The organism is Herbidospora cretacea (assembly GCF_001570605.1).
Taxonomy (GTDB): Bacteria; Actinomycetota; Actinomycetes; order Streptosporangiales; family Streptosporangiaceae; genus Herbidospora; species Herbidospora cretacea.
Window position 1 is genome coordinate 15,308 of sequence record NZ_BBXG01000002.1, and the last position, 16,912, is coordinate 32,219.

Annotated in this window: 19 protein-coding genes and 1 pseudogene; 9 read left to right on the forward strand and 11 right to left on the reverse strand. The window is 69.9% G+C overall.

Features of this window, described 5'->3' with window-relative positions:
- Window positions 1-244: 244 nt before the first annotated feature.
- Complete coding sequence (locus AW270_RS02510; RefSeq protein ID WP_061290219.1) at window positions 245-1,054, reverse strand: HAD family hydrolase; 810 nt, start codon at window positions 1,052-1,054, stop codon at window positions 245-247.
- A 240-nt stretch (window positions 1,055-1,294) separates the two neighbouring features.
- On the opposite strand from AW270_RS02510, the gene AW270_RS02515 reads away from it, so the two are divergent.
- Complete coding sequence (locus tag AW270_RS02515) at window positions 1,295-1,498, forward strand: cold-shock protein (protein WP_030455233.1); 204 nt, start codon at window positions 1,295-1,297, stop codon at window positions 1,496-1,498.
- 65 nt (window positions 1,499-1,563) lie between these two features.
- Here the strand turns inward: AW270_RS02515 and serS are convergent, their stop codons facing one another.
- From serS to AW270_RS02535, 4 genes are read right to left on the reverse strand one after another with little or no spacing between them, the layout of a single operon-like run.
- On the reverse strand, window positions 1,564-2,826 hold the full coding sequence (serS, locus tag AW270_RS02520) for a serine--tRNA ligase (protein ID WP_061290221.1): 1,263 nt from the start codon (window positions 2,824-2,826) through the stop codon (window positions 1,564-1,566).
- Window positions 2,827-2,836: 10 nt separating this feature from the next.
- The gene (gene pheA, locus AW270_RS02525; protein ID WP_061290224.1) at window positions 2,837-3,763 is read right to left on the reverse strand and encodes a prephenate dehydratase; all 927 of its coding nucleotides are present in this window, start codon (window positions 3,761-3,763) and stop codon (window positions 2,837-2,839) included.
- Window positions 3,764-3,813: 50 nt separating this feature from the next.
- Entirely contained in the window at window positions 3,814-4,272 is a 459-nt protein-coding gene (locus tag AW270_RS02530; protein ID WP_061290226.1) for a DUF4446 family protein, read from the reverse strand.
- A gap of 22 nt (window positions 4,273-4,294) precedes the next feature.
- Window positions 4,295-5,449 carry a glycosyltransferase 87 family protein gene (locus tag AW270_RS02535; protein ID WP_061290227.1) on the reverse strand — a complete coding sequence of 385 codons (1,155 nt, stop codon included), beginning with the start codon at window positions 5,447-5,449 and terminating at the stop codon, window positions 4,295-4,297.
- A 242-nt stretch (window positions 5,450-5,691) separates the two neighbouring features.
- On the opposite strand from AW270_RS02535, the gene AW270_RS40970 reads away from it, so the two are divergent.
- Window positions 5,692-7,812, forward strand: a complete 2,121-nt coding sequence (locus AW270_RS40970; RefSeq protein ID WP_157521633.1) for a hypothetical protein — start codon at window positions 5,692-5,694, stop codon at window positions 7,810-7,812.
- Between the two features lie 502 nt (window positions 7,813-8,314).
- Here AW270_RS40970 and mptB read toward each other — a convergent pair.
- From mptB to AW270_RS02555, 3 genes and pseudogenes are all read right to left on the reverse strand, one after another.
- Window positions 8,315-9,061: pseudogene (gene mptB, locus AW270_RS42035) on the reverse strand (polyprenol phosphomannose-dependent alpha 1,6 mannosyltransferase MptB); the annotation flags it as partial.
- Window positions 9,062-9,120: 59 nt separating this feature from the next.
- Window positions 9,121-9,870 carry a glycosyltransferase family 2 protein gene (locus tag AW270_RS02550; protein ID WP_061290231.1) on the reverse strand — a complete coding sequence of 250 codons (750 nt, stop codon included), beginning with the start codon at window positions 9,868-9,870 and terminating at the stop codon, window positions 9,121-9,123.
- Complete coding sequence (locus AW270_RS02555) at window positions 9,867-10,214, reverse strand: STAS domain-containing protein (protein WP_082801324.1); 348 nt, start codon at window positions 10,212-10,214, stop codon at window positions 9,867-9,869. The genes AW270_RS02550 and AW270_RS02555 overlap by 4 nt, the downstream gene beginning before the upstream one ends.
- Window positions 10,215-10,378: 164 nt before the next feature.
- On the opposite strand from AW270_RS02555, the gene AW270_RS02560 reads away from it, so the two are divergent.
- Complete coding sequence (locus AW270_RS02560) at window positions 10,379-10,768, forward strand: hypothetical protein (RefSeq protein ID WP_061290235.1); 390 nt, start codon at window positions 10,379-10,381, stop codon at window positions 10,766-10,768.
- Here the strand turns inward: AW270_RS02560 and AW270_RS02565 are convergent.
- The gene (locus AW270_RS02565; RefSeq protein WP_082801252.1) at window positions 10,750-11,388 is read right to left on the reverse strand and encodes a response regulator transcription factor; all 639 of its coding nucleotides are present in this window, start codon (window positions 11,386-11,388) and stop codon (window positions 10,750-10,752) included. The two genes, AW270_RS02560 and AW270_RS02565, sit on opposite strands and share 19 nt — an antisense overlap.
- A gap of 51 nt (window positions 11,389-11,439) precedes the next feature.
- Between AW270_RS02565 and AW270_RS39380 the strand changes: the two genes are divergently transcribed.
- From AW270_RS39380 to yidC, 3 genes are all read left to right on the forward strand, one after another.
- Window positions 11,440-11,601, forward strand: coding sequence for a hypothetical protein (locus AW270_RS39380; protein WP_169807241.1), 162 nt, complete (start codon window positions 11,440-11,442; stop codon window positions 11,599-11,601).
- A gap of 3 nt (window positions 11,602-11,604) precedes the next feature.
- Window positions 11,605-11,838: a DUF6412 domain-containing protein gene (locus tag AW270_RS38370; RefSeq protein ID WP_157521634.1), complete on the forward strand. Its 234-nt coding sequence runs from the start codon at window positions 11,605-11,607 to the stop codon at window positions 11,836-11,838.
- A gap of 63 nt (window positions 11,839-11,901) precedes the next feature.
- Complete coding sequence (yidC, locus tag AW270_RS02570) at window positions 11,902-12,561, forward strand: membrane protein insertase YidC (RefSeq protein ID WP_061290239.1); 660 nt, start codon at window positions 11,902-11,904, stop codon at window positions 12,559-12,561.
- Here yidC and AW270_RS02575 read toward each other — a convergent pair.
- The gene (locus AW270_RS02575; RefSeq protein WP_061291382.1) at window positions 12,558-12,989 is read right to left on the reverse strand and encodes an ATP-binding protein; all 432 of its coding nucleotides are present in this window, start codon (window positions 12,987-12,989) and stop codon (window positions 12,558-12,560) included. The two genes, yidC and AW270_RS02575, sit on opposite strands and share 4 nt — an antisense overlap.
- A 159-nt stretch (window positions 12,990-13,148) precedes the next feature.
- Window positions 13,149-15,041 (reverse strand): PAS domain S-box protein, encoded by a 1,893-nt coding sequence (locus AW270_RS02580; protein WP_061290241.1) that lies wholly within the window; start codon window positions 15,039-15,041, stop codon window positions 13,149-13,151.
- An 88-nt stretch (window positions 15,042-15,129) separates the two neighbouring features.
- On the opposite strand from AW270_RS02580, the gene AW270_RS02585 reads away from it, so the two are divergent.
- The 3 genes from AW270_RS02585 to AW270_RS39385 form a co-directional block, all read left to right on the forward strand.
- Window positions 15,130-15,699 carry a methylated-DNA--[protein]-cysteine S-methyltransferase gene (locus AW270_RS02585; protein ID WP_061290243.1) on the forward strand — a complete coding sequence of 190 codons (570 nt, stop codon included), beginning with the start codon at window positions 15,130-15,132 and terminating at the stop codon, window positions 15,697-15,699.
- A gap of 96 nt (window positions 15,700-15,795) precedes the next feature.
- The gene (locus tag AW270_RS02590; RefSeq protein ID WP_061291384.1) at window positions 15,796-16,563 is read left to right on the forward strand and encodes a bestrophin-like domain; all 768 of its coding nucleotides are present in this window, start codon (window positions 15,796-15,798) and stop codon (window positions 16,561-16,563) included.
- Window positions 16,563-16,912 (forward strand): hypothetical protein (locus AW270_RS39385; protein WP_176579796.1); only part of this gene is annotated, 350 nt, incomplete at its 3' end. The genes AW270_RS02590 and AW270_RS39385, both read left to right, overlap by 1 nt.

Below are 16,912 nucleotides of genomic sequence, written 5' to 3' on the forward strand. Positions count from 1 at the left end.
CCGCACGAGCGATGCGCACACCTGACTCATGGGACGGGGCGCTACCCCGCCCGAATTCGGGCTCATCGCCAAGCCTGACGCGGAGACCGCCCCACAGCGCTTGCGCTCCGCGCCCGAAATTTCAGCTGATCAGCCGGGCCTGTGCTCCAACCGCCCGCGCCCGAGATTTCGGCTTATCGCCAAGTCTGACGCGTGAGCCGACCCGCCACAGGTCGGGCGCTCCCGCACCCGGAATCTTGGGATGTCAGCCCGCCCGGCCCACCCCGTACAACCGTTCCAGCACCAGGGCCACCCCGTCGTCGTCGTTGGCCCTCGTCACGTGGTCGACGGCTGCCAGCACGTCGGGATGGGCGTTGGCCACCGCCCATGACGTGCCCGCCCAGCCCAGCATCGGCAGGTCGTTGGGCATGTCGCCGAACGCCACCGCCTCGCCCGGCGTGATCCCGTTGCGGGTGGCGAAGCGGGCCAGGGCGGTGGCCTTGGTCACCCCGGTCGCGCTCATCTCGATCAGCGCCCGCCCGCTCGAATGGGTGGGCGTCACCATGTCCCCCACGAGCGCCACGACCTGCTCGTAGAGATCATCGGCGGCCATCGTGTGGTGGTAGGCGAGCAGTTTGGCGCACGGCCGTCCGAGCACGGACTCGACAGGCGGCCGTCCGTCGCCGAAGCGCTGGTCCCAGCTTCCCAGCGGGAAGTCGCTCTCGTAGGCGTATCCGTCGGGGTATTCGACGGAGAAGGTCAGTGCGGGCACCGCCTTCCGGAGCAGGGCGACCGTCTCGGCCACCACCGCCGCCTCCATCAGGTGGGCGTCGGCGATCGACTCGGTGTGGAGGTCGTACAGGAGAGCGCCGTTGGCGCAGATCGCCAGGCCGCGGTGGTTCACGACATGGCTGACGGAGGCCATCCAGCGTGGTGGCCGGGCGGTGACGAAGACGAGGGTCGATCCGGAGTCCTCGACGGCGGCGAAGGCGGCTGCGGTGCGGGCCGAGATGGTGCCGTCGGAGCGCAGTGCGGTGCCGTCGAGGTCGGTGGCGATGAGGCGCGGTGGGGCCATAACAGCTCCCAGTTTGCCCTGCCCGCAAGACGCTCCGTACAGGGGGATCTCAGGACGAGAATTCTCCCCCGGACTTGGAGGACCTGGGGGCGCTCATAGTGTTAGATATGGATCGCGTTGTATTAGCTGTTCCCGTAGCGAAAACCAGCTTGACTGTTATGAGCCACCCGGGGAGCTGTGCGACACACCGGGGCTCACGAGGTGTGTGCCCCAAGATTCACTTCCTTAGGGAGAGCGTTAATGGCTCAGGGAACCGTCAAGTGGTTCAACGCTGAAAAGGGCTTCGGCTTCATCGCCCCGGACGGCGGCGCGCCGGACGTGTTCGTGCACTTCTCCGCCATCACGGGTTCCGGTTACCGGAACCTCGAAGACGGTCAGCGTGTGGAGTTCGAGGTCACCGAGGGCCCGAAGGGCCCGCAGGCCTCGCAGGTCCGCGCCCTTTAGACCACTAGACAGCCTGAAGGCCGGGGTTCTTTCGAGAACTCCGGCCTTCAGTGCGTTCAGTGCGGTTATTTGACCGGTTCCAGAACGTCGAGCCCCACAAAGGGCCGCAGCGCCTTCGGAACGACGACCGAACCGTCGGCCTGCTGATGGTTCTCGAGAATGGCCACAATCCACCGGGTGGTGGCGAGCGTGCCGTTCAGGGTGGCCACCACGCGCGGCTTGCCGTCGTCGTCGCGGAAACGCACCTTGAGGCGGCGCGCCTGGAACTCGGTGCAGTTCGACGTCGAGCTGAGTTCGCGGTAACGCCCCTGAGTGGGGATCCAGCCCTCGCAGTCGAACTTGCGGGCGGCCGACATGCCGAGGTCGCCGGCGGCGGTGTCGATGATGCGGTAGGGCAGCTCGCACTTGTCGAGCATCTGCCGCTCCCAGCCGAGCAGCCGCTGGTGCTCCTCGGCCGAGTCCTCCGGCTTGCAGTAGGAGAACATCTCGACCTTGTCGAACTGGTGGACCCGGATGATGCCGCGGGTGTCCTTCCCGTACGACCCGGCCTCCCGGCGGAAGCACGACGACCAGCCGGCGTAGCGGTAGGGCAGCTGGGGGCCGTCGAGGATCTCGTCGGCGTGGTAGGCCGCGAGCGGCACCTCGGAGGTGCCGACCAGGTAGAGGTCGTCTTCGGGCAGGCGGTAGATCTCGCTGTCGTGGGCGATCGTGAAGCCGGTGCCCTGCATCGACTCGGGCTTGACCAGCACCGGGGTGATCATCGGCACGAAACCGGCCTCGACGGCCTGCTGCATGGCCATGTTGAGCAGCCCGAGCTGGAGCCGGGCCCCGGCGCCGCGCAGGAAGAAGAACCGGGAGCCCGAGACCTTGGCGCCCCGCTCCATGTCGATCGCGCCGAGCAGTTCGCCCAGCTCAAGGTGGTCGCGCGGGGCGAAGTCGAACTCCCGGGGAGTGCCCACGTGTTCGAGGACGACGTAGTCGTCCTCGCCGCCGTGGGGCGCGGCCGGGTCGACGATGTTGGGCACCGACATGGCCAGGGCGTCGAGTTCGGCGCCGAGCCGCTCGGCCTCCGCCTCGGCCGCCTTCACCTGCGCCGCGAGATCCTTCGCCCGGTCGAGCAGCGCCTGCCGCTCGTCGCCGGACGCCTTGGAGACCGACTTGCCCACGTTCTTCTGCTCGGCGCGCAGCGACTCGAAGGAGCCCAGCGCACTGCGCCGACGCTCGTCGAGGGAGAGCAGCGTGTCGACGACGGAGTCGTCTTCCCCACGGGCGCGCTGCGAGTCGCGCAGCCGGTCGGGATCTTCGCGTAGGGTTCGCAGGTCAATCACAGAGCAAACGCTACCGTTGCACGGCTCCGGCCCGCATTCGGCTCAGCCACCCGGCGGCCTCGGCGAAATCGGGGTCGGCGGTGCCCCGCTTGATCTGCGTCGGCACCTTGTCGGCCCGCGGGTAGCTGCCGAGGAAGCGCAGATCGCCGGAGACGCGGTGGAGCCCCGAGATCGCCTCTCCGACCCTGGCCTCGGCGACGTGGCCCTCGCAGTCGAAGTGGAAGAAATAGCTGCCGATGCCGTCACCGGTCGGGCGCGATTCGATGCGGGTCAGGTTGACGCCGCGTACCGAGAACTCGGAGAGCATTTCCAGCAGCGCGCCCGCGTGGTCGTCGCGCAGGAAAGCGACCATCGACGAGCGGTCGGCCCCGGTCGGCTCGGGGAGCGTCCCGGGGGGCGCGACGCGGACGAACCGGGTCACGGTGTCGTTCCGGTCGCCGATGTTGGAAGCCAGCTCGGTCAGGTCGTAGATCTCACCGGCGATCGACGGCCCGATGGCGGCGTCGTAGGGGGACTCGGGGTTGGCGATCTCCTGGGCCGCGCCGGCGGTCGAGGAGGAGTGGACGACCACGGCCCCCGGGAGCTCCCGGTCGATGAAGTCACGGCACTGGGTGTGCGCGGCGGGGTGGGTGAAGATGCGCTTGATCTGGCGCGACTCGGTGCCCGGACGGACCAGGAGAGAGAACTCGACCGGCAGCAGCAGCTCGGCGACGATCAGCAGCGGCTGCCCCCAGGCGAGCTCGTCGAGCGTCTGGGCGATGCCGCCTTCGAGCGAGTTCTCCAGGGGCACGACGGCCCCTTCGGCCTCGCCGTTGCGGACCGCGTCGAGCGCGGCCCTGACGTTGGCGCACGGCAGGCGCTCGGCCTCGGGCGCCAGTTCACGAAGGGCGGCCTCACAGAAGGTGCCCTCGGGGCCCAGGTAGGCGAGCTTAGACATAAGACCAGGTTAGCCACTGTCGACGGTGGTGTATGCGGATCTTTACTACTTCAGCGCGCGGAGTTGCTCCAGAGGCCTCCGGCGGGCCGCAGCAGGTCACCGTCGGCCGACTCGACCTCGGGCCCCAGCCCGAGCCGGGCGGCCCGCACCGCCTGCTCCTCCTCAGGCGACAGAGGCTGGAGCCCCTTGCCGCCTCTGAGGGCCCTGACGTAGGTACGGGTTTCGGTCCGCCCGTTGATCGAGGTCAGCACGATCCCATCGCCCAGCCCGTTGATCAGCGCGACCGAGAACGACAGCCGCCCGGTCATCTCCTCCAGGGCGTCGTAGCGGAAGACGGCGACGTCGCGGATCGCCTTGGTGTCGACGACCCCCTCCACGGCCGCCCGCCGGGCCAGGACGTCGAGGCAGTCCTGCACGGCCGCCCGCGCGTTGCGGAGCGAGTAGAGCCCGATGGCGACCCCGGTGAAACCGGCGAGCAGCCCGACGATCACGAACGCGGTAACCAGCACGCGACCGAGCGTAATGGCGCGGTCACGCTTTCGCCCGCTTTCGGGCAAGGACGAACACCAGGGCGACGGCCCCGAGCCCGAAGGCGTTCTGCACGATCTTCCCCAGCGTCGGCGACAGGACCGGGATCTCCCACATCTTGATGTAGGCCCCCCACCAGGGGATCGGCAGCACGTAGAACACCCAGGTGGCCAGTTTCTCCCTGATCTCCGGCAGCGCGGCGATGACCACCACGATCCAGGCGAGATGGTGGATCCAGGCGACCGGCGACAGCAGCACCGCCATCAGCCCGGTGAGCGCGACGGCGGTGACGGCCTGGCCGTCGAGGTAGTGGCGGCGGGCGGCGCGGAAGCCGTACCAGCCGATGAAGGCGACGGCGGCGAGCCAGAGCACGGTGGTCAGCGCGTCGGGCCAGTAGAGCCGCAGCAGCATTCCGCGCATCGACTGATTCGTCGTCGCCGTATTGGCCCCGAGTCTTTCCGAGTCGAGCAGCGCCCCGAACCAGAAGTCGACGGCGTCCCGGGGGATGACGAGAAACGGAATGACCGTGAGCAGCGCCGTCGTTCCCGACGCGGTGAGGAAGGCTTTCATCTCCTCATTCCGGTACGGCTTCCGCCACGCCACCAGCAACAGGAGAATCAGGAACACGCCCGGCGTGAGCTTGACCGCCGTCGCGATTCCGATGAGCACCCCGCGCGGCCACCACGGCCTTTTCACCACGACGTCGAAGAGACACAACGCGACGAGAAACAGATCGACCTGCCCGAACCGGATCTGGTCGCGGATCGGCATCAGGTAAAGGCAGGCGATCGTGACGAGCGGCAGCCATTTCCGCTGTTCGGGAAAGGCCACCCAGACGACGGCGACGAGCGTCGCCACGATGGCGGCGGTCCAGACCCACTGGAGCACCGGCCACGGCAGGAGCGCGAGCGGCACCGCGAGCATCGCCGCGACGGGCGGATAGGTGAAAGGGAGCAACTGCGGCGCCGGCGTGACCACGCCGTAGACGGGCAGCCCGTCGAGTAAGGCCTGCCCGCCGAGCCGGTAGACGTCGAGGTCGACGAGCCGCTGGTCGTCAGGATTGGTCAGCCAGTAGTGCGCGAGCGGCGCGGCCGCGGCCAGCACGAGCAGCAGTCCCAGGGGCCACCAGGCGGTCCGGCTCCGCGCAACACTTCCCACGACCAGGCAGGCTACCGTTTAGCCCGCCAACGGACCGCAGGGAAGGACGCCCGGTGCACAGACCCTCCACCCACGTGGCCGCACGGGGCACCCAGAACGGCGTCGCGGGAGACGGCGGCGTTCCGGCGCTCGCTTCCTGGCTGAACGGATCGATCGCCTCGTGGAGACATCGGACACCCGCATCCGCACACCGCACCGCGGACAGCGGCAGAGCTCGGCCGCACAGGATCGTCCGGGCTCACGTGCCCGCTCGCCTGGCCACGGTCTTCGGGCTGCCCGGGACAACGCCGGGTCAGACGGCCGGGCCGGCTCGGACGCGCCGGGTCGTCTGGGTTCTGCTGGCCGCCTGTCTGGCTGGGATCTTCGGGCTGCCCGGAACCGCGCTCGGCGCGCCCCAGGGCCAGGTGGTGATCATCGGTGTCCCCGGGCTTGAGTGGGCCGATCTGAGCGCCTCACGCACACCCCACCTGTGGAAGCTGGCCGAGAGCGCCGGGGACGCCTCGTTGTCGACCCGGGCGGTGCCGCTCGAAGGGCGGGGCATCACCTGTCCGGTCGCCGGGTGGCTGACGGTGTCGGCCGGGCAGCGGGCCGCCTCTCCCGGCTGCGCACGGCCCGCCCCGCCCACGGGCGAGGCGGTGCCCGGCTGGCCGGAGCTGGTCGCGCTCCAGGGGCGGTCGTCGTTCCAGGCCCGGATCGGGACGCTGGGGCAGGCGGTCAAGGACGCCGGGGGCCGGGTCGCCGCCGTGGGCCCGGGGGCCGCGCTGGGCGCAGCCGACATTTCCGGAAATGTCACCACCTACGCCGCCAAGATCGCCGACCTCGACCCCACCGGCCACCAGCTCATCGTCGCCGAGGCCCCGGAGATCTCCGACGCCTGGCTCGCGGGGGGCATGAGCGAGCGGGCCAGGGACCAGGCCGTCGCCGCCGCCGACACGACGGTCGGCGCCATCCTCGCCAAGGTCCCGCCGGGGGCGACCGTCCTGGTGGGAGGCATCTCGGACACCCGCGCCGCCGCGCACCTGCACGTCGCCATGGCCACCGGCCCCAGGTTCGGCGCGGGGCTGCTGACCGCGTCGTCCACCCGTCAGGTCGGCCTCGTCACGATCACCGACCTGACCGCCACCGCCCTGACCGCCCTCGGCCTGCCCGTCCCCGACGGCGTCGTGGGCCGCGCCTGGACGTCGACGACCGAAAGCGCCGACCCTGCCGCACTCGCAGATGACGATCTCGCCAGCCAGGTTCTCAGGGACGTCCGGGAGCTGTTCTTCTTCTCGCTGGTCATGATCCAGGTCGTCTTCTACGCCGTCGCGGCCTTCGTCATGCGCCGCCAGGTCGCCGGGGCCGGACGCGCCATGATGATCGTCGGGGTGATCAGCGGCGCGGTGCCGATCTCGACGTTCCTGGCGCAGCTCGTGCCGTGGTGGAGCGTCGCGCATCCGATGCCCGCGCTGGTCGGCACCATCCTCGGGTTCGCCGTGCTCATCGCCGCCGTCGCGTTCGCCGGGCCGTGGCGGCGCGACCCGCTCGGGCCGCTGGGCGTCGTCGCCGGGGTGTCGTCGATCGCGCTGCTGCTCGACGTCATGACCGGCTCGTCTCTCCAGGTCAACGCCGTCACCGGCTACGAACCGGTGACCGGCGGCCGGTTCTACGGCTTCGGCAACATGGCCTTCGCCGTCTATTCGACCGGCACGATCCTGTTCCTGGCCGCCGCGGCGCACTTCATCCGCCGTCGCGCGCTCGCGCTCATTTTCTGCGTCCTGTACGGCCTCCTCGCCATCGCCGCCGACGGCTGGCCCTCCTGGGGGGCCGACTTCGGCGGGGTGCCGTCGTTCGTGCTCGGTTTCGCGGTGTTCCTGCTGCTCCTGGCCGGGCTACGGGTGTCGGTGACGAGGCTGGCCCTGATCGCCGTCGCGGGGGCGGCCCTGATCACCGGGATCGCGCTGGCCGACTGGTCGCGCCCGGCGGAGCAGCGCACCCATCTGGGCGCGTTCGTCCAGCAGGTCATCGACGGTGAGGCCGGCGGGGTGCTGGCGCGCAAGCTCGGCGCGATGCTCGGCACCTTGGGCAACTGGCCGCTGACCCTGCTCTCGCTGGTCGCCCTGGCGTTCCTGTTCCTCGTGCTGGCCAGGCCCAGGGAGATGAGGGTCGCCGCGCTGAGCGTGGCCTACGAGCAGGCCCCGGAGCTGCGGGCCGGGTTGATCGGCGCGCTGACGGCGGCGTTCGTGGGCTTCCTGATCAACGACTCGGGGATCGCGATCCCGGCGATGGCACTGACGGTGGCCGTACCGCTGACCCTCGCGGCAGCCGTACGAGCAGAAACACCACCACCCCGAGTAGCAACCACGGAACGACCTGCGCCCTGACCACCTCGACCAGCCACTCCGACCCGGCGGGCTGGTCGAACTGCCGGGCCGGCAGGTAGGCCAGCGACAGCAGCGAGATCCGGGCGACCATGACGTAGTCGAGCCACGACCTCGGCACCAGCGCCAGCAGCGCGAACGCGAGCCCGTCGTACCAGGGCAGCGCGTAGGGCGTGGAGAACAGCCACGCGACCGAGAAGGCCACGGCCACCCGTGCGGCGTCGAGCGGCGCCAGCGCCCGCAGCAGCAGCGCGGCCAGCGCGGCGAACAGCACCAGCGACCCGATCTGGATCCAGACCCGGTAGGCGCCCGACCCGAAAACCCCCTGCAGGCCGTATTGGACGAGCTTCCACGGCGTGGCCCACGAGATCGACTTGCTGGCGTTGAGCACCTGGTCGAACGCGTGGGGCCCGGCCAGCCAGTAGGCCACGCCGCACACCGCCAGCGCCGTGCCGGCGACCAGCGCCAGCCTCCCAAGGTTCCTCCGCAGCTCCCACGCGACCCCGAGCGCGACCACCCCGACGGTCACCTTGGCCGCCACCCCCAGCCCGAGGAACACCCCCTTGAACCGGGTGACCAGCGCGGCGACCACGAAGGCGATGGCGAGCGTGTCGGCGTGCATGCCGGCGACCAGGTGGAAGACGACCAGCGGATTGGCCGTCCAGAGCACCACCCCGCGCGACCCCAGCATCCAGGCGACCGCGAGGAAGGCGGCGGCGTTGACGACCGCCATCACGAACACGGTCAGCCGCAGCGAGTCGCCGCCGATGAGACCGGCCAGCGCCTGCACCCCGGTCGTCACGGGGCCGTAGACACTCGGCGTCGCCGCCCACTCCTCGACCGCCCCCAGAACGGGATCGCCGGGGAATCGGTCAGGGGTGACCGAATAAGGGTCATGCCCCAAATTGAGCAGCCGCCCGTAGGCGGCGTAGTTGAGATGATCAGACGACCCGATGGGCGGCAGGAACGCGAGCACCACCACGGTCCCGACCCCGAGCCACCCCAGCACCCGCAGCGACGGCAGGCCGTAGAGCCCCAGCAGCACCCCGGCGGTCCCGAGCACCACCACCGCGGCCGCCAGCCCGATGGCCGTCCACCCGGGAAGCCCGGCGTCGACGAAGAAGGGCACCCACCCGGCCCCGGTCAGCCGAGGCTGCAGCGCCGAAGGCCCCAAGAGGCCCAACAGCACCGTCAGCCCAAGGGCCGCCGCCACACACCCGACGGCCAGCCTGCCCGCAGCCACACGCTCCACGCCGAGAAGCCTAGGGGCGACCCTCGAACGCGAACCCCCGGAGCGTCAACCTGTGGAGATCAAGGGCGGGTCTGTGGCCGCAGGCCCTCGATCGTCTCCATGGCCCTGACCACCGTCGGCTCCCGGGCCGCCAGCGCCCGCGACACGTCTCTCAGCTGCTTGGCGCGGTGGAGCTGGGCCCGCCAGTCGGTCCCGGTGGCGCGGTGGCTCATCTCGACCTCGACCTCCATGACCCGGAAGCCCTTCCGGATGAGGTCGACCGTCAGCCCGGTCTCCACGCCGAACCCCGCGGCCAGGGGCCGCGCGGCCTCGAAGGCGGCACGCGTCAGGCAGCGCTGGCCGTTGAGCGGCTGCGCCGGGTCGAATCCGGTCAGCCGTTTGATCCCGTCTCGCGCGACCCGGACCACGACCCCGTGCCCGCCGAGCTTCACCCGGGTCGCGAAGGTCGCGATCGTCATGTCGGCCTCGCCGGAGCGCACCGGCCCGATCAGGGGAGCCGCAGCGGCGGCGGTGTCCCCCAGGTCGGCGTCGAGGAAGAGCAGATTGCAGTCTTCGTCGAGCAGCCGGACGGCTTCCGCGCCACTCTCCATCGCCGCCGCCTTGCCCCGGTTGCGGCTGTGGCGCACGACGCGGGCGCCGGCGGCACGGGCCACCCGCCCGGTCTCGTCGGTCGAACCGTCGTCGACCACGAGGACGAGCGAGACGCCGGGCAGGCGGAGCGCGGCGGTGACCGTCGCGGCGATGCGGTCGCCCTCGTCCTTGGCGGGGACGACGACCGCGGTGTCTGAGCGGGGGGAGAGATTGCTCATCCGGTCAGTTCGGCCAGCTCCGCCGGGACGCTCTCGTGCACGGTGAACACCGAGTCGAGACCCGTCACCTGAAGGATCTTGCGGACCGCCGGGCGTGGCGCGGCCACCTCCAGCACGCCGCCGCGTTCCTTGAGCCGCTTGAGCGCGGACAGCAGCACGTTCATGCCGGTGGAGTCACAGAACTCCACGCCGGACATGTCGATGACGACCCGGTCAAGCGCGGACTCTTCGAGCACTCGGGTGAACTCCGACTGCAGGCGAGGCGCGGTATACAGGTCGATTTCTCCGGATACGGCCATCACAGCGTGACCCGCATGCGATCGAGTCGAGACTTTGAGCTCCACAGCGCGCACACTAGCGCCGGTCGGGCGCTGGGTCACGTTCCTCTGGGATTACCGAAGAGTCGTCCGCCCTTTGTCCCCGATTTCGGTCTCATGTAAACGCAGAGTGCGCGATCCTTGACGCTATGGAACCGGCTCCCGCCGGAGCCGGAGGAGGAGCGGCGCTCATGAACACGGAACTCCCTGAAGATCCACAGAGACGTCGGCTTCGCGAGCGGCTGGAAGTCATCCAGATCCGTGCCGACAAGGCGAGTTCGTGGCGTGAGGCGGTCAGACCGCTGAGGAGACTCCTCAACCGTGAGGGCTTCGTGCCGATCAAGACGCGGCTCGCCTCCACCGACCTCGACTTCCTCGAGACCTCCCGCGACGACCTGCTGGCCTTCTCCGAGCTGTCGCTGCGGCTGATCGACCTGCACCAGCCGCGCGACGCGGGCGGCATCACGAGCGACACGGCCCACCCGATCCTGCGCTGCCGCAGCTGCATGTGGCGCTGGCCGTGCCCGACGTTCCGGGCGATCACCGAGGGGTTCGCGATCGGTCACGAGACCGGTTCGTAGCGGTAGCCGACGCCCCAGACGGTGATGATGCGGCCCGGGTCGGTCGGGTCTTTTTCGATCTTCTCCCGCAGGCGGCGCACATGGACCGTCACGGTCGAGGAGTCGCCGAAGGCCCAGCCCCAGACGCGGTCGAGCAGGTCGGTGCGGCTGAAGGCCTGACGCGGGTTGCGCAGCAGGTAGACGAGCAGATCGAACTCGCGGGCGGTCAGCGTGACCTCCGCGTCGCCCAGGAGCACGTGGCGGGCGCCGACGTCCACGGTGAGGTCGGCGTCACGCAGCACCCCCGTTCCGGCCGGCACGATCGATCCACGGGCCCTGCGGAGCACCGCCGCGACGCGCAGGGCCAGCTCACGGGGGCTGAAGGGCTTGGTGACGTAGTCGTCGGCGTCGGCGTCGAGGTCGACCAGGTCGATGGCCTCGCCGAGGATGATCACCGGGACCGGCCAGCGGGCGCGCAGCTCGCGGCCGACGGCCAGCCGGTTCATGTCCAGGATGAGCAGGTCGGGCGGGGCGGTGAGCGCCAGGGGATCACACTGGACCTCGTGGCCGTCGCGTTCGAGATAGCGTGCGACGACCTCGGCCACGGCGGGGTCGTCGTCGACCACGAGAATGACGGTCACGCCCCAAAGACTAGGTCGCACGGCGATCGTCGAACGCGTAGTTTGTCAGCCATGACCCGTACTGTTTTCGCGGTCGTGGGGATCTTCCTCGCCATCTGGCTGGTGGTCGGATTCGTCATCCCCGCGCTGTTCGCGACGCTGAAGTTCCTCCTTGTCGTCGCGCTCATCGCGGCGGTCGTGGTCGGTGTGATCACCCTGGTGGGCAAGAAGTAACCCGTGTTCGTCCAGGCCCTGCTCGGCGCACTCGCGATGCCCGGTGGCATCGCGCTCCTCGCCGTGCTCGGCCTGCTGCTCCTCACGTGGGCGCTGCGGCTGCTGGCCGCAGCGCCTCACGTCGCGCACGCGCCGCTCGGCGCCGGTGTCGAAGCCGTTCTCGTACGGCTCCGCCACCCCAACTCACCAGGCCGCATCCGGTCGAGAGCACCAACAGGAAACCCGGCGCCCCGCTGATCGCCATTGATCGGCAAGGGCGCCTTCGTCATGCCCAGACCCCTGACGAAAGGTTTCTGAATCGTGTTCGACTTCATCCTCGGCCCGGCCTACCACGCCACCGCGGCGCTGGCCGGTCTCGTCGGCGCCGCGCCGGCGATCGTGCTGCTGACCCTGCTGGTCCGCCTCGCCCTGCTCCCCCTGGCGGTCCGGCAGGCGAAACTCCACCGCATCCGCGCGAAACTCGCGCCTGACGTGGCGAAACTGCGCGAGCGCCACGCCGCTGACCCGGAACGGCTGGTCCGGGAGACCCAGGCCCTCTATGCAGGCGCCGGCACCTCTATGTTCGCCGGCGTCGGAACGGGCCTGGCCCAGATCCCCATCGCGATCGTGCTGTACAACGTGTTCACCCACCCGGTGATCGCCGGGCAGCAGAACGTCCTGATGACCCACAGCGCGCTGTCGATTCCGCTGAGTGACCATCTCGGAGCGGTCGTCACCCACTCCGGTCTGTTCGGTGTGCCCACGCTGGTGTTCGTCGGCCTCCTCGTGCTCATCGCACTGGTGGCCTGGCAGTCGTCGCGACTCGTGATCGGGACGCCTGAAATGCCGGGAAGCGGGCTGTTGAAACTGCTTCCGTACGGGACCGTGCTCGCCGCCGCGTTCCTGCCCTTCGCGGCCGGCGTCTACCTGCTGATCAGCACCGCGTGGACGACGACCGAGCGGCGACTACTCACCGCTTAGACGACTTCGCTGACAGCGCTTATTTCGGACTCACCTGACTGCCCATTTCGGGCTGGATGAGGGGCGTGGACGATGGCCCAAACGGTCGTCGTCTCGCCCTCGTGACGTACCCCCCAACGCTCCGCCAGGAACTCGACGATGCCGAGCCCCCGGCCCCCCAGAGACGAGAGGGTGGGCCGTCCGGCCCGCGGCTCGGTGGTGGCGCCACCGTCGCTCACGGCCACTTCCACATGTCCGTCCCCACAGACCCATGTGACTCTGAGCTGCCCAGACGCAAGGGGGTGTGCGTGGCGCAGGGCATTGCTCAACAGTTCGCTCATCACCAGGACCGTGTCGTCGACCGCAGCCTCGAAAACCCCGGAGGCAAGCAGGTCGGCGCTGAGGCGCTGGCGCGCCACAGCAACGCTCGCCAGAGCGTACGGCAGCATGATGACGCTCGACGCACTCACCTCCCCGTTCTCCCGAACCCCCTGAAGATGGTCACCCCAGATAGGACCGAAATGCCCCGTTAGCTGACCGTGGAAACCGGGACCTGATTACAGGTTGTGCACATTGGACAATAGGTCAGCTTCGGTGTTACCCCGGCCTTACCGCCCCGGTGTGTCGGGTGCGGTGACAAACCCCTCTCTGCGCAGCACGAACTGCATACGTGTACCACCCTCGGGCCGGGGAAGTGCGGCCACCTCCCCGCCTTGGGCCCGCGCGAGGCTCCGCACGATGTACAGACCGAGCCCCACCCCGCCGAACCGGCGGCGATCACCGCTCTCGCCCTGGACGAACCGCTCGAAGACGCGCTCCCGGTCGGACGGGGCGATGCCGATGCCCTCGTCGTCGACCGTCACGACCACGTGGGTCTCCTCGGCCCAGGCCGAGACCTGGATGAGGCCGCCGTCCGGGGAGTACTTGAAGGCGTTCTCCAGCACCTGGTCGAGCAGTATGTCGGTGGCGAGGGCGTCTCCGCGTACGAGAGGAAGGTCGTCGGGGACCCGCACCTCGACGCGGTGGCGGTCGGAGAGGACCGGCAGCCCCAGAGTCGCGGCCCTCACCCGTTCGCCCAGGTCGAAGGCCTCGTCGCGGACCGAGGGCTCGGCCGCGCCGGCGCGCGCGCCGAGCAGCAGGTGGTCGATCAGCCTCCCGAGCGACTTGGCGCGTTCGGCGATGGTGTGGACGTGGGCCCTGCGGTCGCCGTCGGAGAGCTTGTCCCAGCGGTCGGCCAGCGTGCTGGCGAACCCGGTCACGACGGTGATCGGGGTGCGCAGTTCGTGGCTGGTGGTGGCCAGGAACAGGTCCTTGGCCTCCTCCAGTTCCTTGGCGCTGGTGATGTCGCGGAAGTCGGCGACGATCTCGCCGGTCTCCGGGATGGTCGCGCAGAGCACGTCGAGCCACCGGCCCGATTCGAGCTGGAAGGTCAGCTTCTCGCCGGGTTCGGGCAGGTCGAAGGGTGGCGGCCTGCCGATCACGTCCTCGTAGGCGAAACCGGTCAGCTCGGCCGCCTTGGGGTTCCAGCGGGTGACCGTGCCGCTCTCGCTGAGCACGGCGATGCCGTCGGCGCTGGCGTCGAAGACCGCGCGCTCGTGGGCCCGCTGGCGGAGGGCCTCCTGGTAGGCCACCGCGTTGCCGACCGCGATCCCGGCGTGCCCGGCGAGCAGTTCGAGCAGCTCCAGCTCCAGGTGGCCGGGCTTGCGCCGGGCGAACAGGGCGTAGAGCGCGCCGTAGGGCCGCCCGCCGACGGCCGCGATGCCGACCGCGATGGTGTGGAGCCCGTCGAGCTGGGCCCAGATGAGATCCTGGAGCCCTTCGGGCCCGGTCTCCAGGATGACGGGCTTTCCGGTGCGCAGCAGCTTGCCGACCAGGCTGCTGGCCAGGTCGGCGGTGGCGCCCTTCATGCCGTCGGGCAGCCGGTGGGTGCTGACCAGCCGGAGCTTCTCACCGTCGATCAGCACGAACCCGCCCGCGTCTGCCCCGGTCAGCTCGGTCAGCGAGCCGGCGATCCGGTCGAGCACCACATTCTGGTCGAGCTCGGCGTTGATGTCGCCGACGACGTCGGTCAGCCGTCTGACGAGCTGGGCGCGGCGCACCGACCGGGCCCGCGCGGCCTCGTTGTCGTCGCGCTGGTGGTAGACGCCGACGTAGCCCAGCAACGCGCCCGAGGGCGTGCGCAGCCCGCTGATGTCGGCCTGCACCTCGATCAGCGTGCCGTCACGCCGGAACCTGCGGGTTCGCAGCTGGACGTTGCCGCCCGTGCGGACCCGTTCGAGCACCGCGTTGTGCTCGGCCATCAGCTCCTCGGGCACGAACGGCGGGCGGCGGCCGAGGATCTCGTCGGGCGACCAGCCGAACATCCGTTCCGCCGCCGGGTTCCACGTGACCACCGACAGATCGCGGTCGAGTGCGACGATGGCATCGGCCGCGCTGGCGACTACCGCCCGCGCGATCCCTTCGTCCTCGTCGTCACGTTTGTCCCAGTGGTCACATTCCACGGGTCCATCGTGCCGCTTTTCCGCTCGTGATCATGGGCTTTTCCATTGCTCCGCTACGCTGCCCTCGAACCCGGGGAAGGGAAGTGCCATGGACGCGTCGGCCGCATCGGGCGACTTGGAGGCACTGCTCCGGGTCACCTCACCCACGTACGTAGGGGAATCCGCCCCCACGATCGCCTTCGGCACCCACGACACGATGGCCGGAAGGCTCGTGCTGGCCGTGACCGCGCGCGGTGTGATTGCCACCACATTCGACGACGAACACGCCGTCTACGCCCGGGTCCACCGGGAGGTCGGGTCTTTCATCGGCCACGACCCCAACCGCCTCGACCCGCTGAAGCGGGAGATCGACGCCTACTTCGACGGGCGGCTGCGCACGTTCACCCTGCCGTTCGACCTCCGGCTCGCGACCGCGTTCGCCCGGAGCGTGCTGCAGATGATCACTTCGACGCCCTACGGCACGACCACCACCTATGCCGCCGTGGCCGCCCGGATCGGCCGGCCCCAGGCGCTGCGCGCGGTCGCCAACGCGGTCACCGAGAACCCGGTCTGCCTGCTGGTTCCTTGTCACCGGGTGGTCGAGGGGCCGGGACGGCCCGGGGCGTACGCCGGTGGAAAAGCCGCCAAAGAACTGCTACTGAACCTGGAAACCGCTTAGCGCAACGTGTCTGTCCCCACAGGGTAAACCTGTGATCACTCAATGTGATAGTAATCTCACGGCGAGCAATCACCAGGTCACTAGTGGGGAGTGGTCATGCTGGGATTCATCGTCGCCGTGGGGTCGGCGGTCGCAGTGGTGGGGCTGTCGGCGTTCCTGTTCAGAAGATTCGGCACCGGAAGCGAAGACTCCGACCCCGGCGGCCCGACGGTCGGCCACGCCGGGTCGATGCTGTCGGCGCTGTTCCTGCTCGTCTTCGCCATCGCGATCGTGGTCCCGTGGACGACCGCCGACTCGGCCAGGCAGAACACCTACACCGAGAGCCAGTCGGCCGTGGAGGCCTACTGGGCCGCCAACGAGCTGCCCACCCCCGCCGCCGCGCAGGTGCAGGCCGGTCTGCGTGACTACGTCGGCTTCGTGGTCGACCAGGAGTGGCCGCTGATGGCCGACGGCCAGCTCAGCAGCGAGGGCACCACCCGGCTGAACACGCTGCGCGCCCAGGTGGCCGGCCTGATCGTCGACGGAGACGACCAGGAAGACGCCAAGGCCGCCGTGATGGACCAGATCTCCCAGCTCAGCTCGTCGCGGCAGCAGCGCGCCGCCGACGCGGGGGCCACGCCGCCGACCATCCTGCTGGTGCTGACCGTGGTGACCGGCCTGATCGTGCTGGTCTTCCCGTTCCTGGCCGGGGCCCGCCCGAAGGGCATGGCCCTGCTGCCGATGCTGGCCATGGCGGCTTTGCTGGGGGTCGGCATCTACATGGCGTTCGACATCATCCATGTGTTCGACGGCGGGCTGGCAGTGAAGCCCGACGCGTTCACCAGCGCGTTGGCCGAGTTCGGCCGGATCTCAGGGTTGAGCTGATGACAAGCCGAATAACCGCCGCGACACTCGGCTTCCTGATGCTGGCCACCCTCTCGGTGGCCTCGGCCCCGGCCGCGACGGCCGACGACATCCTCGGGGTGGACGTCGGCATCGGCCCGGGCGTGGGCGTGTGCGTCCAGGTGGGAGTGGTCCTCGACGTGGAGCTGGGGGTCGGTGTCCTCCAGCAGCCGCCGTGCCACCAGCCACCGCCGCCACCCCCTCCGCCGCCACCGGCCGAGGAACCCCCGCCACCGGCGCCGACCCCGTCGGAGACGCCGTGCCCGCCGCCACTACCCGAGGAGCCGGAGGTGGAGCCGCCGCCACCACCCCCGCCGCCTCAGGCCGAGGA